This is a genomic window from Flavobacterium sp. CLA17, assembly GCF_013112255.2.
Taxonomy (GTDB): Bacteria; Bacteroidota; Bacteroidia; order Flavobacteriales; family Flavobacteriaceae; genus Flavobacterium; species Flavobacterium circumlabens.
Window position 1 is genome coordinate 1,168,255 of sequence record NZ_CP068294.1, and the last position, 24,509, is coordinate 1,192,763.

At 35.7% G+C, this 24,509-nt stretch carries 20 protein-coding genes; 10 read left to right on the plus strand and 10 right to left on the minus strand.

Annotated features, from left to right (window positions below; genetic code table 11):
- Position 1 precedes the first annotated feature (1 nt).
- Together xerD and HAV12_RS05150 are read left to right on the plus strand one after the other, a co-directional pair.
- Positions 2-898, plus strand: a complete 897-nt coding sequence (xerD, locus tag HAV12_RS05145; protein ID WP_171571631.1) for a site-specific tyrosine recombinase XerD — start codon at positions 2-4, stop codon at positions 896-898.
- 146 nt (positions 899-1,044) lie between these two features.
- Positions 1,045-2,565, plus strand: coding sequence for a PAS domain-containing protein (locus HAV12_RS05150; RefSeq protein WP_171568751.1), 1,521 nt, complete (start codon positions 1,045-1,047; stop codon positions 2,563-2,565).
- 79 nt (positions 2,566-2,644) lie between these two features.
- Here the strand turns inward: HAV12_RS05150 and rny are convergent, their stop codons facing one another.
- The 3 genes from rny to HAV12_RS05165 all read right to left on the minus strand — a co-directional run bounded on the left by rny (position 2,645) and on the right by HAV12_RS05165 (position 5,001).
- Entirely contained in the window at positions 2,645-4,207 is a 1,563-nt protein-coding gene (rny, locus tag HAV12_RS05155; RefSeq protein ID WP_132036563.1) for a ribonuclease Y, read from the minus strand.
- Positions 4,208-4,415: 208 nt separating this feature from the next.
- Complete coding sequence (locus tag HAV12_RS05160) at positions 4,416-4,706, minus strand: cell division protein ZapA (RefSeq protein WP_132036564.1); 291 nt, start codon at positions 4,704-4,706, stop codon at positions 4,416-4,418.
- A gap of 4 nt (positions 4,707-4,710) precedes the next feature.
- Entirely contained in the window at positions 4,711-5,001 is a 291-nt protein-coding gene (locus HAV12_RS05165; RefSeq protein WP_132036565.1) for a hypothetical protein, read from the minus strand.
- Positions 5,002-5,180: 179 nt separating this feature from the next.
- On the opposite strand from HAV12_RS05165, the gene HAV12_RS05170 reads away from it, so the two are divergent.
- The 3 genes from HAV12_RS05170 (at position 5,181) to HAV12_RS05180 (ending at position 10,188) form a co-directional block, all read left to right on the plus strand.
- Positions 5,181-6,878, plus strand: coding sequence for a M23 family metallopeptidase (locus HAV12_RS05170; protein WP_171568752.1), 1,698 nt, complete (start codon positions 5,181-5,183; stop codon positions 6,876-6,878).
- An 11-nt stretch (positions 6,879-6,889) separates the two neighbouring features.
- Positions 6,890-9,355, plus strand: coding sequence for a carboxypeptidase-like regulatory domain-containing protein (locus tag HAV12_RS05175; RefSeq protein WP_171568753.1), 2,466 nt, complete (start codon positions 6,890-6,892; stop codon positions 9,353-9,355).
- A 110-nt stretch (positions 9,356-9,465) separates the two neighbouring features.
- Positions 9,466-10,188 (plus strand): hypothetical protein, encoded by a 723-nt coding sequence (locus tag HAV12_RS05180; RefSeq protein WP_171568754.1) that lies wholly within the window; start codon positions 9,466-9,468, stop codon positions 10,186-10,188.
- Positions 10,189-10,358: 170 nt separating this feature from the next.
- On the opposite strand, the gene HAV12_RS05185 is transcribed toward HAV12_RS05180, so the two are convergent.
- The 6 genes from HAV12_RS05185 to HAV12_RS05210 all read right to left on the minus strand — a co-directional run bounded on the left by HAV12_RS05185 (position 10,359) and on the right by HAV12_RS05210 (position 17,375).
- Complete coding sequence (locus HAV12_RS05185; RefSeq protein WP_171568755.1) at positions 10,359-11,060, minus strand: hypothetical protein; 702 nt, start codon at positions 11,058-11,060, stop codon at positions 10,359-10,361.
- Between the two features lie 92 nt (positions 11,061-11,152).
- Positions 11,153-12,982, minus strand: coding sequence for an ABC transporter ATP-binding protein (locus HAV12_RS05190; protein WP_171568756.1), 1,830 nt, complete (start codon positions 12,980-12,982; stop codon positions 11,153-11,155).
- Complete coding sequence (locus tag HAV12_RS05195) at positions 12,983-14,020, minus strand: YhcG family protein (RefSeq protein ID WP_171568757.1); 1,038 nt, start codon at positions 14,018-14,020, stop codon at positions 12,983-12,985. It abuts the gene before it with no gap.
- Positions 14,021-14,026: 6 nt separating this feature from the next.
- Positions 14,027-15,754 (minus strand): phospho-sugar mutase, encoded by a 1,728-nt coding sequence (locus HAV12_RS05200; RefSeq protein WP_171571632.1) that lies wholly within the window; start codon positions 15,752-15,754, stop codon positions 14,027-14,029.
- Positions 15,755-15,880: 126 nt separating this feature from the next.
- On the minus strand, positions 15,881-16,837 hold the full coding sequence (locus HAV12_RS05205; RefSeq protein WP_171568758.1) for a glycosyltransferase family 2 protein: 957 nt from the start codon (positions 16,835-16,837) through the stop codon (positions 15,881-15,883).
- 7 nt (positions 16,838-16,844) lie between these two features.
- Positions 16,845-17,375 (minus strand): DUF4199 domain-containing protein, encoded by a 531-nt coding sequence (locus HAV12_RS05210; RefSeq protein WP_171568759.1) that lies wholly within the window; start codon positions 17,373-17,375, stop codon positions 16,845-16,847.
- Positions 17,376-17,646: 271 nt separating this feature from the next.
- Between HAV12_RS05210 and HAV12_RS05215 the strand changes: the two genes are divergently transcribed.
- The 5 genes from HAV12_RS05215 (at position 17,647) to HAV12_RS05235 (ending at position 24,052) form a co-directional block, all read left to right on the plus strand.
- Positions 17,647-17,898: a type B 50S ribosomal protein L31 gene (locus HAV12_RS05215; RefSeq protein ID WP_127339835.1), complete on the plus strand. Its 252-nt coding sequence runs from the start codon at positions 17,647-17,649 to the stop codon at positions 17,896-17,898.
- 173 nt (positions 17,899-18,071) lie between these two features.
- A complete protein-coding gene (locus tag HAV12_RS05220; protein WP_171568760.1) occupies positions 18,072-19,247 on the plus strand; it encodes a GlmU family protein in 1,176 nt (391 codons plus the stop codon).
- A 342-nt stretch (positions 19,248-19,589) separates the two neighbouring features.
- Positions 19,590-21,224 (plus strand): ABC-F family ATP-binding cassette domain-containing protein, encoded by a 1,635-nt coding sequence (locus HAV12_RS05225; protein WP_132036575.1) that lies wholly within the window; start codon positions 19,590-19,592, stop codon positions 21,222-21,224.
- Between the two features lie 222 nt (positions 21,225-21,446).
- Entirely contained in the window at positions 21,447-22,601 is a 1,155-nt protein-coding gene (locus HAV12_RS05230) for a porin (RefSeq protein ID WP_171568761.1), read from the plus strand.
- Between the two features lie 20 nt (positions 22,602-22,621).
- Positions 22,622-24,052 (plus strand): anion permease, encoded by a 1,431-nt coding sequence (locus tag HAV12_RS05235; RefSeq protein ID WP_171568762.1) that lies wholly within the window; start codon positions 22,622-22,624, stop codon positions 24,050-24,052.
- Between the two features lie 2 nt (positions 24,053-24,054).
- Here HAV12_RS05235 and HAV12_RS05240 read toward each other — a convergent pair whose 3' ends face one another.
- Positions 24,055-24,339, minus strand: coding sequence for a GNAT family N-acetyltransferase (locus HAV12_RS05240; RefSeq protein ID WP_132036633.1), 285 nt, complete (start codon positions 24,337-24,339; stop codon positions 24,055-24,057).
- Positions 24,340-24,509: the final 170 nt, after the last annotated feature.

Here is a 24,509-nt window from a genome sequence, read left to right on the forward strand (position 1 = left end):
CATGAAATGGAATACCTACATAAAAGATTATCAATCCTATTTGCGAATCGAAAGAGGTTTGTCTAAAAATACTATTGAGAATTATGGTTTTGATATTGAACGGTTGTGTCTTTTTTTAGAAACCAATCAGATTGAAGTTTCGCCTTTAAAAATTACCGATGAAACCGTTCAGCAGTTTATTTACGACGTTTCAAAAGAAGTTAATCCGCGTTCTCAGGCACGCATTATTTCCGGATTGAAAAGCTTTTTTAATTATTTAGTTTTTGAGGATTATAGAAAAGACAATCCACTGGAATTAATAGAAACCCCGAAAACCGGACGTAAATTACCGGATACGTTATCGGTTCAGGAAATTGATTCCTTGATTGCTGCTATTGATCTGAGCTCAAATGAAGGAGAACGAAACCGCGCTATCTTAGAAACGCTCTACGGTTGCGGACTTCGCGTCTCTGAACTGGTTTCCCTTAAGATTTCTGATTTGTATTTTGAAGAAGGATTTGTTAAAATCACCGGTAAAGGAAACAAAGAACGTTTCGTTCCGATTGGTAAACTGACTGAAAAATACATTCGGATTTATCAGAATGCGGTAAGAAGCGAATTAAATATCAAAAAAGGTTTTGAAGATACCCTGTTTTTGAACAGAAGAGGAAGTCAGCTTACCCGTTCCATGATTTTTGCCATTATAAAAGATCTGGCTGTAAAAGTCGGTTTAAATAAAAAAATTAGTCCGCATACTCTGCGCCATTCGTTTGCCACACATTTACTTGAAAATGGTGCGGACTTAAGATCTATTCAGTTAATGCTTGGACATGAGTCTATTACAACGACGGAAATATATGTTCATTTAGACAGAAGCTTCCTGAAAGAAGTGATGCATTCTTTTCACCCAAGGAAATAATTTCGGGCAATAATTTTAACAAACAGCCGTTTTTCTTTTTAAATTTTAATATCTTGTATTGTATTTTTGCAAGAAATGAAGAATAATGAGTTCTTTTTTAGCTAAAATAGTGTCGAATAATTTAAATTAGATAAAATAAGTGATGTATGGTTTTTGATTTGCATGAAAATGAGGATTGCTTAGAAGTAAATACTTTTTACAGGAAATTATTCGCCGAAATGCCGGATTTGCTTTTTCAGTTTGTTATTGATTGTGATAATAAGTATTCTTTCCCGCTTATCAGTAAATCTGCCGATGATATTTTTGAGATTTCTGTAAATGATTTTAATACCGATATTATATTTGTTGTTTACGAAAGGATATTCGCTCAGGACAGGGAATTGTTTTTTCAGTCCCTGGTAAAAGCCAGAAAAGAAGTGACACCCTGGGAAATTGAATTCAGGGCAGTCCTGCCTAAAAAGGGATTGCGGTGGTTTAAAATTTCATCTAAAACCGAATTGGCTCCAAACGGTTGTGTTAGTTTTTTCGGACATGTTTCTGACATTACAGATCTAAAAGATAAAGAAGAAAAACTCCGTATTTCCGAAGAGCGGTTTCAATTTGCACTCGAAGCTTCAACAGCCGGTATTTGGGATTGGGATATGGTCACCAATAGTGTTTTTTATTCTTCATTATCCTTAAAAATTTTAGAATTAGATTCAACAGATATTTTTGATGATCCGGAACGCTGGGATAAAATTGTACATCCGGATGACTTGCCAAAATATTATTCAGACATTCAGGAACACTTTGACAATACAATTCCGTACTATGAAAATTACCATCGCGTGATGACTTCCAGCGGTAATTACAAATGGATTTTAGACAGAGGGAAGGTGATCAAAAGAGATGAAAATGGGAAGCCTTTGCGTGTTATTGGGACACATACCGATGTCTCTTTGCAAAAAGAAAAAGAACTGGAACTCCTAAAAACAATGAAGCTTTACAGTGACCAGAATAGTCGGTTGCTGAATTTCTCTCACATTGTTTCGCATAATCTCAATACACAAGCCGGTAATATAAAATCTATTCTGGACTTTATAGATGCTGATGTAGATAAGCTGACGGTTAATGAAATGCTGCAGCATCTGCGAACGGTTTCTAATGATCTGAATGAAACAATTTCGAATTTGACGCAGATTGTTAAAACACAAAGTAATATCAATATTGTGGTGGTTCCTTTGAAGTTAAGTGAGTATATCGAAAAAATTAGTTTTACTATCAAAGGATACGATAAACAAAAAAATGTGACCATCGTCAACAATGTTCCGCAGTATCTGACCATAAATTTTAACCCGGCATATCTGGAAAGTGTTTTGTTGAATTTTACCACAAATGCTATAAAATATGCGCATCCGGACAGGGATCCTGTTATTGTTTTTGATTTTGGAATTGAACCGGAAGGTTATAAATCACTGAAAATTACAGATAATGGTTTGGGTATTGATCTGGCGGTTTACGGCGATTTATTATTCGGAATGTATAAAACATTTCATAAACATCAGGAAGCCCGCGGTATTGGATTGTATATTACGCGAAATCAAATTGAGGCCATGAAAGGAAGTGTTTTTGTGGAAAGTGAAGTAGGAGTAGGAACTTGCTTTAAAATTGTTTTTAATGATATGTAAAAGGATAAATTTAAGAGCTATAAACAACAAAGGCTGTCTTTAGAAAGACAGCCTTTGTTGTTTATAATGAATTTTGAGATTACTTCGCAATATTAACTGCTCTTGTTTCCCTGATTACGGTTACTTTTACCTGACCCGGATAAGTCATTTCGGTTTGAATTTTTTGTGAAATTTCAAAAGATAAGTTGGCTGCATTGTCATCAGAAACTTTTTCGCTTTCTACAATTACACGAAGTTCTCTACCGGCCTGGATCGCATATGCATTTTTCACACCGCTGAATCCGTAAGCTACTTCTTCAAGATCTTTCAGACGTTGAATATAAGAATCTAAAACCTGACGTCTTGCACCTGGTCTTGCCCCTGAAATAGCATCACAAACCTGAACAATCGGAGATAATAATGATTTCATTTCAATCTCGTCGTGGTGAGCTCCAATCGCGTTGCAAACCTCTTCTTTTTCACCATATTTCTCAGCCCATTGCATACCTAACAAGGCGTGAGGTAAATCACTTTCAGTATCCGGAACTTTACCAATATCGTGAAGTAAACCGGCTCTTTTAGCCAGTTTTACATTTAAGCCCAATTCGGCTGCCATGATACCACAAAGTTTAGAAACTTCTCTGGAGTGTTGTAATAAGTTTTGTCCGTAAGAAGAACGGTATTTCATTCTGCCTACCACTTTTATCAATTCAGGGTGTAATCCGTGAATTCCTAAGTCAATAACAGTACGTTTACCAACTTCAATGATTTCGTCATCAATTTGTTTCGCTGTTTTAGCAACAACTTCTTCAATTCTGGCCGGGTGAATACGTCCGTCTGTTACCAGTTTGTGTAAGGACAAACGGGCAATCTCTCTACGAACAGGATCGAAACAGGAAAGAATGATCGCTTCCGGTGTATCGTCAACGATGATTTCTACTCCGGTGGCAGCTTCAAGCGCCCTGATGTTACGACCTTCACGGCCAATAATTCTACCTTTTACATCATCAGATTCAATGTTGAATACAGAAACGCAATTTTCAACGGCCTCTTCTGTTCCAACTCTCTGGATGGTATTGATAATGATTTTTTTAGCTTCCTGCTGCGCAGTAAGTTTTGCCTCTTCGATAGTTTCCTGAATGTGCGACATCGCCTTACTCTTAGCTTCGGCTTTTAAGCCTTCTACTAATTGCTCTTTTGCTTCTTCTGCAGAAAGTCCTGAAATTACTTCAAGTTGTTGTAATTGACTTTTATGTAATTTGTCAACTTCAGTTTGTTTTTTGTCTAAAAGTTCAATCTTACTATTGTATTCCTGAGTTTTAGCTTCAAAATCATCATTTACTTTTTTGGCTTTTGAAAGCTCGTTTGATATTTGTGATTCTTTGTCTCTAATTCTTTTTTCTACTTCGGCTACCTTTTTATCTCGTGCCAAAATAACTTGCTCGTGCTCCGATTTTAATTCGATAAAACGTTCTTTTGCCTGAAGAATTTTGTCTTTTTTAATATTTTCAGCCTCTAAATTAGCGTCTTTTAAAATTGAAGCTGCTTCCTTTTTAGCGTTTTTGATTAGATTAGAAATATTGCTTTTTTCGATAACTTTAGCAATTGCAAACCCCGCTGCAATCCCGACGATACCTGAAATAATGATCGTTACTATGTCCATGTTTGTTAAAATTTATATATAAAAAAGCCTACATTAATTGCTTGAATAAACTCGTAAAGACAAGTTTTGAGCTAACTCACTGTTCAAGTTTTCCCGATAAAATCTGGACGTACTATAGTAGCGACGATTCACTCACTTTAATTTGTTAGTGTTGAGTTTACCAAAAATGAACTAATGTAGGCAGTATCTTAGTTTCTGTAAAGAACGTTTAATTTTCGAGATATTGATCTAAAAGCAAATTTAATCTTTTAATTCTTTCGATATCTTCACTATCGACAGTATAATCAATTTGTTTTTGTTCTACTTGTGAAGCAAATTGTAAGGCACACATGGCCAGTACATCCTGCTTGTCGCGGACTGCGTAACTTTCTTCGAATTGCTTGATCATCACATCAATTTTCTTAGAAGCACTTCTTAGTCCTTCTTCCTGATTGGGTTCTACGGTTAATGGGTATACCCGATCTGCAATTGATATTTTAATTCTAAGCTTTTCGTCCATGTTTCTAGTCTGATAATTGTGCTATACAGTAATCAATTTCGCGAATTAATGAATTTATTTTAAGCTTTGTCTCTCTCTTATTATTGTCACTGCCGAGCAACGAATTGGCTATTTTAAGTGTTTCATATTGCTTTCTCAAAGCTTCCATTTCTTCAGATTGTTTCTGGATGATTTGCGCAGCTTTGGCTAGTTGTAATCTAAGTTCCTGATTGTTTTTCTCGAATCCTTTTGACTTTTCAAAAAGCTTTTCGATTTTATATTCAAGAGTATCAATTATTTCGGCAATTACACTCATTATAAATCCTATTCATTACTTAATCATACAAAGTTAGTATTCCTTTTTATTAATGCAATTTTTTATCGCTTTTTTTGCATTAAAAATAGACAAATATATGAAATTCAATGAATTGTATTTTTGTAGCGTTTTACTCGGTTTTGGCTTCGTAATTTTTTATCTTAGCAAAAATGTTGCTTATGAGATTTTCACTACTTACGCTGTTTTTTTGTAATTTTATTTTTGCTCAGACCCAATATCCTAAAGATTATTTTCGTCCGCCTCTTGATATTCCAATGCAGCTTTCGGGTAATTTTGGGGAGTTGAGGCCAAATCATTTTCATGCCGGTTTCGATTTAAAAACGAATCAGAGAGAAGGTTTAAATGTGTATGCAGTTGCGGATGGATATGTTTCAAGAATAAAAATGTCGACTTTTGGTAATGGAAAATGTATCTACATCACACATCCAAATGGATATACTTCTGTTTACGGACATTTACAAAGCACCATTGGTCCAATTCAGGATTATGTTCAGAAAGCACATTACGCCGAGCATTCTTTTGAAATTGAATTATTTCCAAAACCCAATGAGTTACCAGTTACAAAAGGACAATTGATTGCGCTTTCCGGAAACACCGGATCTTCTGAAGGGCCTCATCTGCATTTTGAAATCCGTGATTCGAAGACGGAATTTGTCATTAACCCCATGTTTTTTGGTTTTGATCAAAATATAAAAGACAGTAAAAAACCAACCATTTCCAGTTTATACGTTTATCCTGTTGCGGAAAATACAGTTGTGAATCAGTCCAGACAACCGCTGCTATTGAGTCTGGCGCTTCAGAAAGACGGAACCTATCTGGCTTCTAAAGTTAAGGCAAATGGTAGAATTGGTTTCGGAATCTCGGCGGTGGATTATGATGATGTTTCGAATAATAAAAACGGGGTGTTTAATGTGAGCACCTTTTTAAACGGAAATCAAAATTACAACTATCAGTTCAATACTTATTCATTTGATGAAATGCGTTATGTAAATGCGCTGGTTGATTATCCGAAATATAAAAAATCAGGACAACGCGTGCAGAAGCTGTTTATGAAAACACCTTTTCCTTTAAGCATTATCAAAACGGATTCGCTTCGCGGAATTATTTCTGTCGATCCGAATTTAGCTTCCACTTACCGAATTGAAGTATCGGATTATTTCGGAAATTTAAATTCGATTAATGTTCCGATAGAGTATGATTCGGCAACGCCAATTGTAAATGCTGAAGCAATTGCCTCAAAATATTTTGTTCGTTATAATAAAGATTCAAATTTTGAAAAAGACAATATGTCGGTATTTTTTCCTGCCGGTACTTTTTACGATGATTTTAATTTGAATTTTGATGTGAAAAACAATCGGATTTATATTCATGATGATGTTGTTCCGGTACATTCCAATTTCACGATAACCATAAAAGATTCTGCTTATTCAGAAGAGCTACGAGATAAATTATTCATTGCAAGAATCAGTGGTAACAGCAGAAGTTACAATGCCACAACGCGAAAAGGAACTGTTTTTACTGCGAAATCGAAAATATTAGGCCAATTCGGATTGGTTTTGGATACTATTGCTCCGGTAATAAAAATTATTAAACCCATTCAGGATAAATGGATTAGTGATGTGAAAGTGCTTCAGTTTACTATAGGTGATAGTTTATCAGGAATAAAATCGTACAATGGTTATTTAAACGGAAACTGGATTTTGTTTGAATATGATAATAAAACCCGAAAAATTACGCACAAGTTTGAGGATGGGATTGTCGCAGAAGGTGCAAATGATTTAAAAATTGAAGTAGTTGATAATGTAGGTAATTCTGCTATCTTTGAAACTCACTTTTTTAGAAGTCAACAAAAATAAAATCAAAACGTTTGAATTATAGTAAATTAATATTCGTTTTCCTTTTTTTGTGCATTGGTTATGTCTCATTTGCTCAAAACGCCCGTGTTAAAGGAATCATTTTAGATAATGAAAAGCGGCCAGTTGCCGATGTGAATGTTTCTTCATCAGGAAATACAACCCAGACCAATTCGGATGGTTTTTTTGAAATTGAAGTTCCTTCCAATAAAAAAGCAGCTTTGGTTTTTACTCATATTTCCTTAAAAATGATGAGCCTAACGGTGAACTTAAAGCCAAATGAAGTTTTTGTCTTTAATCCCATGATGAGTAATGCCCAGGAACAAATGGGCGAAGTTTTTGTGTCTTCTAAGAATAAAAAACGGGTTCAGGGCATCACGGTTATTGACGCGGCAACCATTAAGAAAATTCCCGGTGCAAATGCCGGAATCGAAAATATCCTGAAAACACTACCCGGAGTAAATTCAAATAATGAGCTTAGTACACAATATGCGGTACGAGGCGGTAATTATGATGAGAACCTGGTTTATGTAAATGAAATTGAAGTCTATCGTCCTTTTTTGATCCGCTCTGGACAGCAGGAAGGTTTGAGCTTTACGAATACCGATTTAGTGCAGAATGTTGATTTCTCTGCAGGAGGATTTCAGGCGAAATTTGGCGATAAATTATCTTCTGTTTTAGATATTACCTATAGAAAACCAACCGAATTTGGAGCCTCCCTGGAAGCCAGTTTGCTGGGAGGAAGCATATCTGTTGATGCGGTTTCCAAAAATAAAAAATGGTCGGCCGTTACCGGAGTCCGTTACAGAAATAATAGTCTGCTTGTGGACAGCCAGGACACCCAAACCAATTATACTCCGACTTTTGTTGATGTTCAGACGAATGTAAATTATGATATTTCAGAAAAATGGCAAATGAGCTTTTTGGGAAATATTTCGCAAAACAAATATTTATACCAGCCTTTAACTCGTGAAACCAAATTTGGAACAATAGATCAGCCCATGGCACTTGCGGTTTATTATGAAGGAAAAGAAAAAGATCAGTACGATACTTATTTTGGCGCCCTGAAAACGACTTACAAAGCTTCGCCAACCTTAACTTTTAAATTTATTGGTTCTTTGTTTCATACCAAAGAACAAGAACATTTTGATATTCTGGCGCAATACCGATTGGGAAATGTAAATGCTGACGGGACAACCAATCCTGACGATGTTGATTTTACACGCGGAATCGGTTCCCAGCTCAATCATGCCCGTAATGATCTGGATGCCTTAATCGCAAATGCAGAAATAAAAGGTTCTAAAGAGTGGAGGGACAGTCAGCTGGAATTTGGCTTGAAATACACGAGAGAATCAATTCGGGACAGGGTAGTAGAGTGGGAAGTCATAGATTCTGCAGGATTTTCTATAAATCCCCCAATCGTGATTCTTCCGGAAAACAACCAGCCTTACGAACCTTATACGGGGCCCTTATTGCCGTATCAGGATATTCGCGCCACTAATTTTAATACAATAAATAGATTTTCCGGTTACACACAATGGAATCAGAAAACAGAATTAGGCTCCAGTCAGGTTTGGTATAATCTGGGGGCACGTTTTCAAAGCTGGAGTGTTTCTGGTGCCTCAGAGGAAGGAAACAACCAAATCGTTTTTAGTCCGAGAGCTCAGTTTGCTATAAAACCGGATTGGGATATGGATATGGTTTTCAGACTTTCGGGAGGATTGTACCATCAGCCGCCTTTTTACAGGGAACTTCGTGATTTGAACGGCGTGGTGAATCCGAATGTAAAAGCCCAGGAATCGGTACATATTGTTTTAAGTAATGATTACAGCTTCAAAATGTGGGATCGCCCTTTTAAATGGGTGACGGAGATTTATTATAAATCACTGACCGATGTAAATACCTATTCAATAGACAATGTTCGTATCCGTTATGTTGCCAATAATAATGCAAAAGCTTATGCGCAAGGTCTTGATTTCAGACTAAACGGAGAATTTGTGCCGGGTACAGAATCCTGGATAAGTTTCGGTTATTTGAAGACCGAAGAAAACTACGAGGATAAAGGGTACATTGCACGACCAACAGATCAGCGTTTGAAATTTGCCATGCTGTTTCAGGATTATATGCCCAATATTCCAAGCGTTAAAATGTATCTGAATCTGGTGTACAATACAGGCTTGCCGGGTGGAGCTCCTTCGTATTCGGATCCTTACCTGTATCAAAACAGACTGAATGATTACCGAAGAGCAGATATCGGTTTTGCTAAAGTTTTTGTAGACAGCAGTACTAAAAGTGGCAAGGCCAATTGGTTGAAAAACTTTAAGGAACTGTCTGTTGGTATGGAGATTTTTAATGTGTTTAACAATCAAAATGCGATAACCAATACGTGGGTAAGGGATGTTTATTCTAAAAACCAATACGCAATTCCGAATTATATGACTTCGAGAGTTTTTAATATTAAGCTGAATGCGAGGTTGTAATTAAATTGACAGAAACAGATACTTGTTTTGAGAAATTCCCGTTTTACTAAAATGAAACCGATAATACAATCAAAAATACTATATTTGATATCCCAATATAATTCGAATAGATGAAAAACTCATTAAAATATATAGCCCTGGCAATCATCGGAAGCTTAGTAAGTTGCAAAGATGAAGCTCAAAAACCGAAAGTAATTTATGATGCTGCGAATAAAGCAAGAGTTGTAAATAAAACGGATTCAACCCAGATTGAAGTCGCTGATTTGCCGATTCAGATGGAAGGAACGGATTATTTAATTCATCCGGTTGGTGATTTGAGAGTATTTGAGAAAGGAACAAAAGCACGTTACGGATCTTCAAGTGTAAACGATGTGAGTTTTACAATTTCAAATTTAGGGGAATATGAAATTACAGGCTATTTGCAGAATCTGAAATTTCAAAAAACAGATTCTGATTCCATTCGGTCTTTGACAGATAAACCTGCTTTGATCTTAACCGCTACTTATTTAAAAACAGTGGCTGACAGAACTAAGAATCAAATTATGGTCTATACTCTGGCAGATTCCGATACGAATAAAGATGGCAAAATTGATTCCGGCGATATAAAAACATTGTACCTGAGCAATATTAGTGGAGAAAACTTCACTAAAGTTTCTGAAGACTTTCAGGAATTGGTAGATTGGAATTTAATTGATTCTAAAGGCCGTTTGTATTTCAGAACAATTGAAGATACCAATCAAAATGGTCAGTTTGATAAAAATGATGTTTTGCATTACAGCTATATTGATTTGGCTGCTAAAAAATGGGAAGTGAAGAATTATAAACCTATATAAAGGTGCTGAGATGCTAAGATTCTAAGATTTCAAATCTTTGTACATAAAAAAAGCCAGTTAAAAATTATTTTTAACTGGCTTTTTGTTATTTAAAAGTGAAAATAATTTTATGGTTTAAAAAAAAACTCAGCACCTTAGCATCTCAGTACCTTAGCACCTTTTATAAAAAACTAAATCAAAATATCACTTTCCAAATCTGATTTTTCTATTTCAATTCCAAAACCCAGGCGTTCTACCAGTTCAATTACGAGTTTTTTATACCAGTTTTCTGACTTTGGATGGATGTATATTTTTTCAATTAACTGATTGATATTGACATTGATTTTCAAACCGTCATTCAGCTTTAAGTTGCTTTTTGAAGTGTCCGTGATGATACGGACTTCGCGTTCGTACTGAAAGCTTTTTCTTTTAAACAAAAACGGAAAGAACAAGTCGTCAAACGGAATGTATTCTTTTTTATAGTCGATGTAGTTTACTTCACCAATATACTGATCAAAATTATTCTCCGGATTTAAGGCACTTTGCAGTCTTCCAATGGTAGACTGAATGGCTAAACCTTCACTGTTTTGAGTAAATATCTGCCACATCGCAAACGATTCGTATTCGTTGATATGCCAGCTGCTTATGGCGACTTTTTCGCGGTGTATTTTGTAATAATTTAAAAAGTCAGGATTGTCTACCGCCAGTTTTTTGATCTCTTCAAAGGTAGGCTCACTAAAAGTGCCTTCGTACTGATCTTCAAATTTGTCAGAACGTGACATGAACAACTTCTTGGAAAGTAGTAAATCAAGGAACTTAGACAGGTCTAAGTATTTCCAAACAATAGTATCCGGATCTTCAGGCAGCTTTATGTTTGGATTGTTGAGATACATGATTATAGATTTATGAAAAAAATCTGCCACAGATTACAGGGATTAGAATGATTTACTAGCGGTGTTAATCGTGTAATCTGTGGCAAAAAACTTTACGATTCAAAAGACTGCATTGTTACCAGTTTATTGTAAGTTCCGTTATGGGCAATTAATTCATCATGCGTTCCCTGTTCAACGATTTTTCCTTTTTGCATGACTATGATTACATCTGCTTTTTGAATGGTAGAAAGACGGTGTGCAATTACAATCGAAGTTCTGTTCTGCATCATGTTTTCAAGTGCCACCTGTACAAATTTTTCGCTTTCCGTATCCAATGCTGATGTTGCTTCATCCAAAATCATAATCGGAGGATTTTTCAATACCGCACGGGCAATCGATAGACGTTGTTTTTGGCCTCCGGAAAGTTTGTTTCCACTGTCTCCGATATTGGTGTAGATTCCCAAAGGAAGGTCTTTTACAAACTCATACGCATTAGCGATTTTTAGCGCTTCGATAATTTCATCATCAGTAGCGTCTAATTTTCCTAATGAAATATTCGCTTTTATAGTATCGTTAAACAAGATGCTGTCCTGAGTTACCAATCCCATTAAGCTTCTAAGAGATTGTAAATTCATGTCTTTGATGTTGATTCCATCAATAGAAATCGATCCGTCATTTACATCATAAAAACGCGTTAGTAAATTGGCAATAGTACTTTTTCCACTTCCGGATTGTCCCACAAGAGCAACAGTTTGTCCTTTTTTAATTTGAAGGGAAAAATCTTTTAATACCGTTTCGTCTTCATATTTAAAATTAATATTCTGAACCGTTATATTATTGTCAAAAGTTGTTTTTTCAATAGCATCGGCCTTGCTTGTAATTGGGTTGTCCTGATCTAAAATTTCCAGTACGCGTTCTGCAGCGGCATTTCCTCTTTTTACACCGTATGAGGCTTTAGAAATGGCTTTTGCAGGGGTTAGGATATTATAGGCCAGTCCCATGTAGGCTATAAAAGAAGCGCCGTCAAGCGTTTTGTCAATTAATACCATTTGGCCGCCATACCAAAGTAATATGGCAATTACTGTGATTCCCATAAACTCACTGGCAGGTGAAGCTAAGTTTTGGCGATTTCCGATACTGTTGGATAAACTAAAAAAACGTTCTGTGGAGTTTTGAAAAACCGAGTTGAAATAATTCTCGGAATTATATCCTTTTACTACTTTCAAGCCGCCAATAGTTTCTTCAATGGTCGATAAAAAAGTACCTTGTTCCTGTTGTGCTTTGGTAGATTGTTTTTTAAGTTGTTTTCCAATCAAAGAAATGATATATCCTGAAACGGGAATAAAAATAAAGACAAATATGGTTAGTTTCGCACTAATGATAAGCATAGTGGCGATGGTGAAAACTATGGTCAAAGGCTCTTTTACGATGAGCTCCAGAATGGCTAAAAATGAATTCTGAACTTCGTTTACATCGCCGGAAATTCTCGAAATGACATCTCCTTTTCTTTTTTCAGAGTAAAAGGCCAAAGGCAGTTCTAGTGTTTTTTTATACAAAGCATTTCGCATGTCCCTTAATACTCCATTTCTTAAAAAAGTAATGAAAAACATAGCCATGTAATCGGCTAAGTTTTTTAATAAAAAGATAGAAATAATAATGGCCACCATTATCGATAAAACGTAACCGGATTCATGTGTGCCTTTTGTTGTTGTAATATAATAGCTTAAATAGTCTTCACCGTATTGTTGAATTTCCATAATGCCGTGATACACTGGTTTTACTGTAATTTGCTTGCTTTTGTCAAATAAAACCTGAAGCATGGGGATTAAGGCAACAAATGAAAGTGTGCTGAACAGCGCATACAAAACATTGAAAAAGATGTTTAGCAATGCGTATTTTTTATATGGATATATAAAAGGAACTATTTTTTTAAAATTACTCATTTATTTATAAATATTGTTTTGTGCTATAGCAATGGCTTTTTCCAGTTTTTCTAGCAATAATTTTTTTTCTGGTAATTGGGTTAAATAAGCAGAGACTTTGATCTGTTCGTCATTGTCAAGCATTAAATAATTTATTTGCTCAGGGGATTTTTCACTGCACAAAATTAATCCAATTGGTTTATTTTCACCTTCTTTTTGTTCGTTTTTCTCTAACCAACGTAAATAAAGCTCCATTTGGCCTTTGTATCCGGCTTTAAATTTTCCTAATTTTAAGTCAATAGCAACTAATCTTCTAAGACCGCGATGATAAAAAAGTAAATCGATGTAAAAATCTTCATTATCAATTGTAATTCTTTTTTGACGCGCAAGAAAAGCAAATTCGCTGCCCATTTCAGTAATGAAATTTTGTAATTGGGCTAAAATAGAGCTTTCCAGATCCTTCTCAGAATAACTGTCATGAAGACCTAAGAAATCTAAAAAATAAGGATCCCGAAAAATTAAATCAGGACTAATTTGTTTTTCGGTTTTTAATAACTCGAGATCATTAATTATGGTTTCTTCGGGCTTTTTGCTAATCGCAGTTCTTTCAAAAAGCATGCTGTCAATACGTTCTTGTAAAGTTCTTACGCTCCATCTTTCATGAATACTCATTTGAACATAGAATTCACGTTTTATATTATTCTCAATATAAATTAAAGTTCTAATATGAGACCAACTCAATTGTGCACACAGTGTGTGCACAATTGTAATGTCTGGAATTATAGAGTTTAACTTGATGAAACTGTGCAGGTTTCTTTTGTTAAAACCGCTTCCGTATCTATTGAATAGATCTTCACTTAAATTTTTTATAAGTTTCTTTCCATAATCAGCCCGATCATTTTTTAAGATTTCCTCATTGATCGTTTTTCCTATTTTCCAATACAAAAGCGTTAATTCCTGATTTACCGTTTTGGCCACAAAATGACGGGTCTGATCTATTAATCCTATAATCGAATTTAATAGTTCAGGATGATCATTTGCTTCCGGTTTATCACTCATTATTTATTATTTCAATTGCATTCCTGCAATGATATTTTGTATTTTTTCGTCTAAGAAACTTTCTGCTGCATCGAAATCATTTACCGATTCTAATTCGGCATTTACACTAATGTAGAATTTGATTTTTGGCTCTGTTCCACTTGGTCTTGCACAGATTTTAGAGCCGTCTTCGGTATAATAAATCAATACATTTGATTTAGGAATATCCATCACCGTTTCTTCACCTGATAAAAGATTAAGGGCAATCGACGACTGATAATCTTCCACCATAATGACACGCTGGCCACTAATTTCTTTTAAGGGATTTTCACGTAAATTAATCATCATCTGATTGATTTCTTCCAAACCTTCCATTCCTTTTTTGGTTAAGGATACCAAAAATTCCTTGTAGAAGCCATTTTCAACATAAAGCTGTAAAAGTTCTTTGTAAACAGAGCTTCCGGCAGCTTTTGCCTGAGCGGCAACTTCACAGATCAATAAGGTAGCGGCAACGGCATCTTTATCCCTTACGGCATCACCAACCATAAAACCAAAGCTTTCTTCACCACCTCCAATAAATTGAAGTTCCGGGAAGTCCTTGATCATTTTGGCAATCCATTTAAAACCGGTAAGGCCAACTTTGCATTCTACGCCATAGCTTGTGGCTAATTCCATCATCATCGGAGTAGAAACAATTGTAGAGCCAACGAATTGTTTTCCATTAATTTTTCCGGCTTTTTTCCATTGTTTCAATAAGAAAGAAGTCATCAAAACCATGGTCTGATTTCCGTTAAGCAAAATCATTTTGCCCTCATTATTTCGTACTGCAACACCTAAACGGTCACAGTCAGGATCAGTTCCCACTACAATGTCAGAATTGGTTTTTTCTGCCAAAGCCAAAGCCATTGTCAAGGCTTCCGGTTCTTCCGGGTTTGGAGATTTTACCGTAGGGAAATTTCCGTCCGGAACAGCTTGTTCGGGAACAATATGTACATTATTATAGCCAGCCTGAGATAAAGTATCAGGAATAGATTTTATAGAAGTTCCGTGCAAAGAGGTGAAAACAATATGCAGGTTATCTTTTGCTTCAGCAGGCGTATTAAAACTCGCATTTTCGATTGATGATTTTACGAATGCCTTGTCAATTTCTGTATCAATATACTGAATCAGTTTTTCGTTGGCCTGAAATTTAATTTTATCGTAACTCAGGTTTTCGATTGTAGTAATAATTTCACCATCTTGTGGCGGAACAATTTGTCCCCCGTCTTCCCAGTACACTTTGTATCCGTTGTATTCCGGCGGATTATGTGAAGCCGTAAGTACGATTCCGCATTGACAGCCTAAATATTTAAGAGCAAATGACAATTCAGGAGTTGGTCGTAAATCTGAAAATAAATAGACCTGAATTCCGTTGGCAGAGAAAACATCGGCAACAACCTTAGCCAGTGTATTACTGTTGTGACGACAATCATAAGCAATCACTACTTTTAAAGGCTGATTCGGAAAAACCTGATGCATGTAATCCGAAAGACCCTGCGTGTTTTTTCCAAGTGTATATTTGTTAATACGGTTGTTTCCAACACCCATAACGCCACGCATTCCGCCAGTACCAAATTCCAGGTTTTTATAAAAACTTTCCTCAAGTTCCTTTGGAGCTGTAGTCATTAATTCCTTAACGGCTGCTTGTGTTTCGGTATCAAATGTAGGCGTCAGCCATTCGTTTACAGCATTCAAAATATTAGGTGCTATATTCATCATTCGTGTATTTTTATATTTAATAATAAATTTCAGGAGCTATTTCCTGCTATCATTCCAATCTTTTTTATTGTAGAAAAAACAATAAAAAAGGATTTTTCCTTCTATCAGGGCTAGGGCTTTACGTTAAAAGTTAACCTCTCGGGCAACTTTATAACGTGCTTCGTTACTTTTTGTTCTCAGGATAATTTCACCAAGAAAACCTGCCAAAAATAATTGGGTTCCCAGAATCATTGTCGTTAAGGCAATAAAAAACCACGGATTATTAGTCACGAGGTTATATTGCATTCCGTTATACATATGGTATAATTTAGAAACTCCAATATACCCGGCCAGGAAAAAACCAATAATGAACATCAGTGAACCCATTGCTCCAAATAGGTGCATCGGTCTTTTTCCGAATCGGGATAAAAACCAGATGGTAATCAAATCCAGAAAACCGTTGATAAAACGTTCCATTCCAAATTTTGTCTCTCCGTATTTACGGGCCTGGTGGATGACAATTTTTTCACCAATTTTATTAAAACCGGCATTTTTCGCCAAAACCGGAATGTAACGGTGCATTTCGCCCGAAACTTCTATGTTTTTTACAACGGTATTTTTGTATGCTTTCAATCCGCAGTTGAAATCATTCAGTTCAACACCGGAAGTTTTTCTCGCCGCCCAGTTAAATAATTTGGAAGGAAGATTTTTAGCTACAACAGAATCATAACGCTTTTTTTTCCAGCCTGAAACCAGGTCGAATTTTTCGGCTGTAATCATTTCATATAAACCCGGAATCTCATCAGGACTGTCCTGTAAATCCGCATCCATAGTAATAATCACATCCCCTTTCGCTTTTGCAAAACCAGCGTGCAAAGCTTGTGATTTTCCAAAATTTTTCATGAAACGAATTCCCTTTACATTCGGGTTTTCATTCGAAAAATTTTCAATAATATTCCAGGAATCATCCGTACTTCCATCATCTACAAAAATGATTTCATAAGAGTAATTGTTAGATTGCATCACTTTAATAATCCACGAGTAGAGTTCTTGTAGTGATTCCTCTTCATTAAGAAGCGGTATAAGTATAGATAAATTCATTTATTTTTTATTCTTGTGTATTTTTGCTTTTAAAAAATGCTGCTAAAATCAATCCTAAAATCGAGTAAAGAGCAAGACTGAAAACTAATCCTTTAAGTTGTTCTAAAGTTGAAAAAGGACTGGTTTCTTTTATTTTTGCCAAAGCTTCATTTATGGCGGAGGCAGGTGTTCCGAATTTTTGCAGTGTTTCAGCCATATATTTTACAAGATATTCGCCGATAGTTTCTTTTGCACCAGGATCAATTACATTAAATAATAAAACGCTGAATAATGTTGAAATTAAAAGAGCAATTAAAGTGGCAATAAAAAAGGTTGTAAATGCATCTTTGAAAGAGAAAAATCCATTTAATTCTTTTTTTGTCTTTGTAAGTAATACAATGCCAATAACTAAATAAACCACAAATGTGGATGCTCCAATCCAGCCAGAAACAAAATATTTTAGGTCAATTGCGTAAATTGTAGCGGTAATTAATGCGAGGATAACACCTAAGATAATTCCAAAAGTAATCCCATTCTTTTTTATAACTTCATTGATCATATTTCTATATGTTTTAAAATTAATCCACAAATATAGCAATTACCATATATACAAAAGCAAAAGTCAGATATATATTAGAAATATTGATACAAATGGCCTAGTGATTAAAAATATTGACTAAAACATTTGTTTATTAAAAAATAAATGTAAATTTGCACACTCAAAAATAATTAAATTTTTAAACAAAAAAGAGTATTGTTTGTTTACACCTTTTTCTAACCATGAAAAAGCTTCAAAACGAAAATCCTCTAAACAATAAATAAAAGAAAAGATGAAAAAAGGAATCCACCCGGAAAATTACAGATTAGTTGCATTTAAAGACATGTCTAATGAAGATGTTTTTATCACTAAATCTACTGCAGATACAAAAGAAACAATTGAAGTTGACGGAGTTGAGTATCCAGTTGTAAAAATGGAGATTTCAAGAACATCTCACCCTTTTTATACTGGTAAATCTAAACTTATCGATACTGCAGGACGTATTGATAAATTTAAAACTAAATATGCAAAACACGCTAAATAATAAAAGCTGTTTTTCTTTAAATATAAAAGCCTTCCAATTTGGAAGGCTTTTTTTATGGAATTTTCTGATCTAAAATTGATTTGGTCTGATACACGTTTAATGAAACCAATAAAATATTTGTAACTTTGAACCAGGTAACCAACTCAAAATTTTAACAAATATTAATTAATTTTATGAATTACATTCTATTTGACGGTCCCGTCCGGAATGCTTTACTCCCTTTTACTTTTACGAGACCAGTTGCTGATATTCTAATCGGGATTATGACGATTCGTCAAAAATGGGAAACTCGCTTAGGCTCTACTATAACCACTATTACCGAAGATTATTTATCTGCTAAGTTTCCAATGGTGGAAATGGAAGAAAATGTGATGATCAATGCAGCATATTTACCAAATGATACGCTCGCTGAAATGGTTTCTGATCTAAAGGAAAATCAGGCCATCTTTAAAGGAGAAGATGTAATCGCTTTTTTTACAACAGAAAATCAGGAAGAAGTTGATTTCGATTCATACGAAATTATTCAATATAATGACGATTGTTTGACAGTTGAACATACGTGGGATATTTTTTCTAAAAACGATGCCGCCATTCGTCAGGATTTTATTTACCTGACAGCAGACAGAAAATCAAAGCCAATTCCAAAAAGCGTCAATACTATTGCACCTGAAAATATATTTATAGAAGAAGGGGCAAAATTAGAGTTTGTGACTTTAAATGCTTCGGGCGGTCCTATATATATAGGTAAGAATTCGGAGATTATGGAAGGTACAGTAATTCGCGGTCCGTTTGCCTTATGCGAAAATGCGCAGGTAAAACTGAATGCTAAAATTTACGGTGCCACAACAGTTGGTGTTGGATCCAGAATAGGAGGAGAGGTTAAAAATTCAGTTCTTTTTGCAAATTCAAACAAAGGGCATGACGGATTTTTAGGAGACTCTGTTTTAGGGGAATGGTGTAACATTGGTGCGGATTCTAACAATTCAAACCTGAAAAATAACTACGAAGAAGTGAAATTGTGGAGCTATGAAACAGAAGGTTTTGCAAAAACCGGACTTCAGTTTTGTGGTTTGATGATGGGAGACCACAGTAAATGCGGAATCAATACGATGTTTAACACCGGAACTGTTGTGGGCGTAAGCGCTAATATTTTCGGCAGTGGATTTCCTCGCAATTTTGTTCCGAGTTTTTCATGGGGAGGTGCAGCAGGATTTACGACTTACGTGACTAAAAAAGCTTTTGAAACAGCTAAACTGGTTATGGGAAGGAGAAACATCGAATTTGATGAAACGGAATCAGCTATTCTCGAGCACATTTTTGAGGAAACCAAAAAGTGGAGAAAAGATTAAGATAATTAGATAATTAGATAATTTTTCAGCAACCCGACAGGTTTTAAAAACCTGTCGGGTTTTATTTGTTATACCATTTTTAAAAGTCTCCAATTAACACATTCTCAAAATTATCTAATTTTCAAATTGGCAGATTATCTAATTGCAATAAACCCGACAAGTTTTTAAAAACCTGTCGGATTTTGTTTGTTATGATATTTTTAAAAGTATGCAATTAGCACATTCTCAAAATTATCTAATTTTCAAATTGCCTAATTATCTAATTAATCTATCTTTGCGCTTTCAAAAAATACTTGCTGAAAGATCTAAAAATCTAAGCAGTCTAAAAATCTAAAAATCTAAATGATTACAGTTAACGATATTTCAGTTCAGTTTGGTGGAACTACTCTTTTTAGCGATGTCTCTTTTGCTATAAACGAAAATGATAAAATTGCCCTTATGGGTAAGAATGGTGCGGGAAAATCGACACTTTTAAAAATAATTGCAGGACAGAGTAAACCTTCTACCGGAAATATCTCAGCTCCAAAAGAAGCTGTTATTGCTTATCTGCCGCAGCATTTGCTAACGACAGACGGAGCAACTGTAATGGAAGAAGCATCGAAAGCTTTTGGTGAAATTTTTAGTATGAAAGCTGAAATAGATGAAATCAACGAACAATTAACCGTTCGTACCGATTACGAAAGTGATCAGTATATGAAGCTTATTGAAAGGGTTTCTGATTTAAGCGAGAAATTTTATGCTATAGAAGAAGTAAATTACGAAGCTGAAGTAGAGAAAATATTAGTTGGTTTAGGATTTGAGCGTGAAGATTTTACACGTCAGACCTCTGAATTTTCAGGAGGATGGAGAATGCGTATTGAACTGGCTAAAATCCTTTTGCAAAAACCGGATTTAATTTTACTGGATGAGCCAACCAACCACATGGATATTGAAAGTATCCAATGGTTAGAAGATTTTCTTTTGAATGCTGCCAAGGCAGTTGTAGTCATTTCGCACGACAGGGCATTCGTAGATAATATTACCAATCGTACGATTGAAGTTACAATGGGAAGGATTTACGATTACAAAGCGAAATATTCTCATTATTTAGAATTGAGAAAAGACCGTCGTATTCACCAGCAAAAAGCATATGACGAGCAACAAAGAATGATTGCTGATAACAGAACTTTTATTGACCGTTTTAAAGGAACATTCTCTAAAACAGATGCCGTTCAGTCCCGCGTTAAGATGTTGGAAAAATTGGTAATTGTTCAGGTTGATGAAGTAGATACTTCTGCCTTGAAATTAAAATTTCCTCCGGCAGCGCGTTCGGGCCAATATCCTGTTGTGGTAAAAGATTTATCAAAATCATATGGCGATCATGTCGTTTTTAAAGACGCCAATATTGTGATCGAAAGAGGTCAGAAAGTTGCTTTTGTCGGTAAAAACGGAGAAGGAAAATCGACTATGATCAAAGCCATCATGAAAGAGATTGGTATTGATGAAGGAAGTGTCGAAATTGGACATAATTCACAAATTGGATATTTCGCTCAGAATCAGGCCGCGTTATTAGATGAAAATGCTACTATTTTCGAAACGATTGATGGTATTGCCGTTGGTGACGTCAGAACACAGATTAAAAATATTCTAGGGGCATTTATGTTTCATGGTGATGATATTACCAAAAAAGTAAAAGTGCTTTCGGGTGGTGAAAAAACACGTCTGGCAATGATTAAATTGTTGTTGGAACCTGTAAACCTGCTGATTCTGGATGAGCCTTCGAATCACCTGGATATGAAAACAAAAGACATCATCAAGGATGCTTTACGTGATTTTGACGGAACGCTAATCCTGGTTTCTCACGACCGTGATTTCCTTGACGGACTAGCGACTAAAGTTTTCGAATTTGGAAATAAACGAGTGAAAGAACATTTTGAAGATGTTGCCGGTTTCTTGGCGCATAAAAAAATGGATTCTATGAGAGAGATCGAAAAATAATTTTCGACACTAGATAAACAAAAAGCGCAGGTAATTCCTGTGCTTTTTTTTGCTTCATACTTTTCTAACATAATTTTAATGCAATTTTTTTTACAATAGCTTATTTATTTTCCTTACTTTAGAAGAATGCTTTTGAATGGAATACAACCGATGTATGTTTCGGGATCCAAATCCTGATTTTAAATCAGGCAGTAAAAATCTAATTTTTTATTTAGGAAGTTTATGAGTAAGTCATTGATAAACAGAATTGTTTTTATCTTTTTTATAATGCCACTTTTCATGAATGCCCAGGTTGATGTCAATCAGGCAACAGCAGAGGCTGAAGAAGCCGTAAAATATCCGCAGTTTCAATTCAAAGGACTTTTTCAGGCCCGGTATCTATCTTCTTTTGGAGATAATGTTGATGTTATGGGAGTTCATCATGCTACGGGTGAAGATGTGACACGAAGTTCTTTTGATATAAAAAGAATGCGCGTTGGCCTTAATACAAAGCTCAGCAAAGAAACCGAAGTCGTTATTTTGGTGAATTTAGCCGATTTTAAATCCGATCCAAAAACTAAAGTACTGGAAAATGCCTACGCAAAATATACTTTTAGTAAATATCTCGCTTTAACCGGAGGTCAGTTTCGTCCTGCCTTTGGTATAGAGGAACTTGTTCCCGTTGACATTATTAAATCTTTTGATTTTTCCAATCAGTATTATGAATTTGGTAAAAATGGCTGGACCAGTTTTCAGATCGGAGCTTCTGCAACCGGATCGGTAGATATTGGAAAACTACCCGTTAGTTACGCTGTTTCGGTTTTAAACGGAAATGGAAAGAATCAGGAGAAAGATAAAGATAACGGAAAACAGTATTCGACGCGATGGGTTTTCGGATTGTCCAAAGCGTATAAAATTAGTTTAGGCTTAAACGGAGGAATCGGAAAAGTTTTCAAAAAGGATGTTTTTGCTTTAGGAGCAGATATTACCAGTGATTTTAAACTTACCGATAAGTTAACTTTTGATCTGCAGATGGAATACAAACAAGGAACAAACCACAACTTATATTTTTCATTGCCAGTAGAGATCAGGACTTCAGATGTTGCAGATTATCAAATGCGTGGTTACTATATCATGCCTAATTTAAGATATACGGTAAATTACGGAAAGTTATCCTCTCTGGAGTTTTCATGCCGCTACGAATCTTTTGATCCGAGTTATAAAATTGCTCCCAATGTTCGTCAGACCTGCATACCGATGATCAGTCTTGAATTTGGAAAAGCGTATTTAGGCCGGATTGAGATGGGGCTTGAAATTGACAGATTTGATAAAAGTATTCCGAATACGTCAACATACAATGATGAATTGTTCCTGATTCAGTTACAGCTTCGACTTTAATATAATTAAATACCAGGTTTATGAAAGAAGTAAAGATACCTCAAACCCTAATTACACTTGCAATTGGAATTGCAATCTGGTTCATTCCGGCACCGGAAGGTGTTGTGATCGAAGCCTGGCATCTGTTTGCCATTTTTGTCGCTACGATTGTCGGGATTATACTCAAGGCGGCTCCAATGGGAACCATGTGTATGATTGCAATTGCACTGACAGCTTTTTCACAGGTTTTAGCACCCGGTGATGCCGGAAAATCGATAACATTAGCATTGAAAGGTTTTGGAGATAAAGTAATCTGGCTAATTGGGATTTCGTTTTTTATCGCAAGGGGATTTATTAAAACAGGTCTGGGAAACAGAATTGCTTTTCTATTTATAAAAATATTCGGAAAAAGCTCGCTCGGACTGGCGTATGGTTTAGGACTGGCTGATTTAGTTCTGGCTCCGGCTGTACCGAGTAATACGGCGAGAGGCGGAGGAATTATTTATCCGATCATGAAATCAATGTCAATGAGTTTTGGTTCGATGCCCGATCAGCCGGAAACACACCGAAAATTAGGCGCCTTTCTGACGTTGAGCAGTTATAATATGAATCTGATTGCTTCTTCTATGTTTTTGACAGGAACGGCGAGTAATCCGATGTGTCAGAAATTCGCATTCAATCTTGGAATAAAAATTACGTGGATTTCATGGGCTGTTGCAGCAATTGTTCCGGGTTTAGTGGCATTTTTTGTAATTCCTTTGGTATTGTATAAAATATATCCGCCGGAACTTAAAAAAACGGGAGACGCTCCTCAGATTGCAACTCAAAAACTAAAAGAAATGGGGCCGATTACCCGCAACGAATGGATGATGCTGCTGACTTTCTTTATTTTGTTGTTTCTCTGGATGACCGGTGATTTGTTTTCTATCGATGCCACTACTACCGCTTTTATAGGTTTGGTTATTTTGCTTTTAACTTCGGTTTTAACCTGGGAAGATGTAAAAGCCGAAAAAGGAGCATGGGATACGATTGTCTGGTTCTCCGTTTTGGTAATGATGGCCAGTTCGCTTAACGAATTAGGATTTATTGGCTGGTTTAGTAATCTGGTAAAAGCAGAAATTGGCGGATTAAGCTGGCAGATGGCTTTTCCGATTATTGTATTGGTGTATTTCTTCAGTCACTATCTTTTTGCCAGCGCAACAGCACACGTGGCAGCCATGTACGCAGCCTTGCTTGGTGTTGGAATTTCACTCGGAATTCCGGGATTACTGCTGGCTTTTATGCTTGGTTTTATAGGATCGCTTTATGGAACTTTAACGCACTATGGTCACGGCCCGGCTCCGGTATTCTTCGGGAGCGGGTATGTCGATCTGAAAGACTGGTGGATAAAAGGCCTCGTAACCGGAGTGGTCATGCTCTTCATTTATATGACGATCGGTGGAGCCTGGCTTCGGGTTATTGGCTATTTTTAAAACTAAATCCTGATTCCCGGAGGAAGCAATTCTTTGTATTTTGGATTTTTTTTAATGAATAAGGCGATTTTTGGAGAAATAGGCATCAGTTTGAATTTCTTTTCGATAATGACTTCCATGATGTTTTTAAGTAATGCATCAATTACTGCCTGATTTTCATAACCTTCCGGGGTATTGATTTTGGTTAAGAAAATTTTCTTTTCCTGAAATGAATATTCAACAGTAAGCATTCCTTCCGGTACTATGGTTTCAAATTGTCTTGCGAAAGTATTGTCTTTGATTTCCATAGATTCAATTGTTTGTTCCATAACAAATTTGTATTTTAGGTCCTGTTAAAAAAAATAGGTTTGAGGCTTGAAACAAGTATGAAAGAAAATTCTGTATAAGATTTTTAATCGTATTTTATTTCAAATACAAAGGTAATCAATTGATTTTCAATATTGAATTATTTTTTGTT

What these genes read in the sequence shown, in the direction of transcription:
- xerD (WP_171571631.1), top strand. Translation starts at nt 2, where the DNA reads ATGAAATGGAATACCTACATAAAAGATTATCAATCCTATTTGCGAATC.
- HAV12_RS05150 (WP_171568751.1), top strand. Translation starts at nt 1,045, where the DNA reads ATGGTTTTTGATTTGCATGAAAATGAGGATTGCTTAGAAGTAAATACT.
- rny (WP_132036563.1), bottom strand. Translation starts at nt 4,207, where the DNA reads ATGGACATAGTAACGATCATTATTTCAGGTATCGTCGGGATTGCAGCG.
- HAV12_RS05160 (WP_132036564.1), bottom strand. Translation starts at nt 4,706, where the DNA reads ATGGACGAAAAGCTTAGAATTAAAATATCAATTGCAGATCGGGTATAC.
- HAV12_RS05165 (WP_132036565.1), bottom strand. Translation starts at nt 5,001, where the DNA reads ATGAGTGTAATTGCCGAAATAATTGATACTCTTGAATATAAAATCGAA.
- HAV12_RS05170 (WP_171568752.1), top strand. Translation starts at nt 5,181, where the DNA reads ATGAGATTTTCACTACTTACGCTGTTTTTTTGTAATTTTATTTTTGCT.
- HAV12_RS05180 (WP_171568754.1), top strand. Translation starts at nt 9,466, where the DNA reads ATGAAAAACTCATTAAAATATATAGCCCTGGCAATCATCGGAAGCTTA.
- HAV12_RS05185 (WP_171568755.1), bottom strand. Translation starts at nt 11,060, where the DNA reads ATGTATCTCAACAATCCAAACATAAAGCTGCCTGAAGATCCGGATACT.
- HAV12_RS05190 (WP_171568756.1), bottom strand. Translation starts at nt 12,982, where the DNA reads ATGAGTAATTTTAAAAAAATAGTTCCTTTTATATATCCATATAAAAAA.
- HAV12_RS05195 (WP_171568757.1), bottom strand. Translation starts at nt 14,020, where the DNA reads ATGAGTGATAAACCGGAAGCAAATGATCATCCTGAACTATTAAATTCG.
- HAV12_RS05200 (WP_171571632.1), bottom strand. Translation starts at nt 15,754, where the DNA reads ATGAATATAGCACCTAATATTTTGAATGCTGTAAACGAATGGCTGACG.
- HAV12_RS05205 (WP_171568758.1), bottom strand. Translation starts at nt 16,837, where the DNA reads ATGAATTTATCTATACTTATACCGCTTCTTAATGAAGAGGAATCACTA.
- HAV12_RS05210 (WP_171568759.1), bottom strand. Translation starts at nt 17,375, where the DNA reads ATGATCAATGAAGTTATAAAAAAGAATGGGATTACTTTTGGAATTATC.
- HAV12_RS05215 (WP_127339835.1), top strand. Translation starts at nt 17,647, where the DNA reads ATGAAAAAAGGAATCCACCCGGAAAATTACAGATTAGTTGCATTTAAA.
- HAV12_RS05220 (WP_171568760.1), top strand. Translation starts at nt 18,072, where the DNA reads ATGAATTACATTCTATTTGACGGTCCCGTCCGGAATGCTTTACTCCCT.
- HAV12_RS05225 (WP_132036575.1), top strand. Translation starts at nt 19,590, where the DNA reads ATGATTACAGTTAACGATATTTCAGTTCAGTTTGGTGGAACTACTCTT.
- HAV12_RS05230 (WP_171568761.1), top strand. Translation starts at nt 21,447, where the DNA reads ATGAGTAAGTCATTGATAAACAGAATTGTTTTTATCTTTTTTATAATG.
- HAV12_RS05235 (WP_171568762.1), top strand. Translation starts at nt 22,622, where the DNA reads ATGAAAGAAGTAAAGATACCTCAAACCCTAATTACACTTGCAATTGGA.
- HAV12_RS05240 (WP_132036633.1), bottom strand. Translation starts at nt 24,339, where the DNA reads ATGGAAATCAAAGACAATACTTTCGCAAGACAATTTGAAACCATAGTA.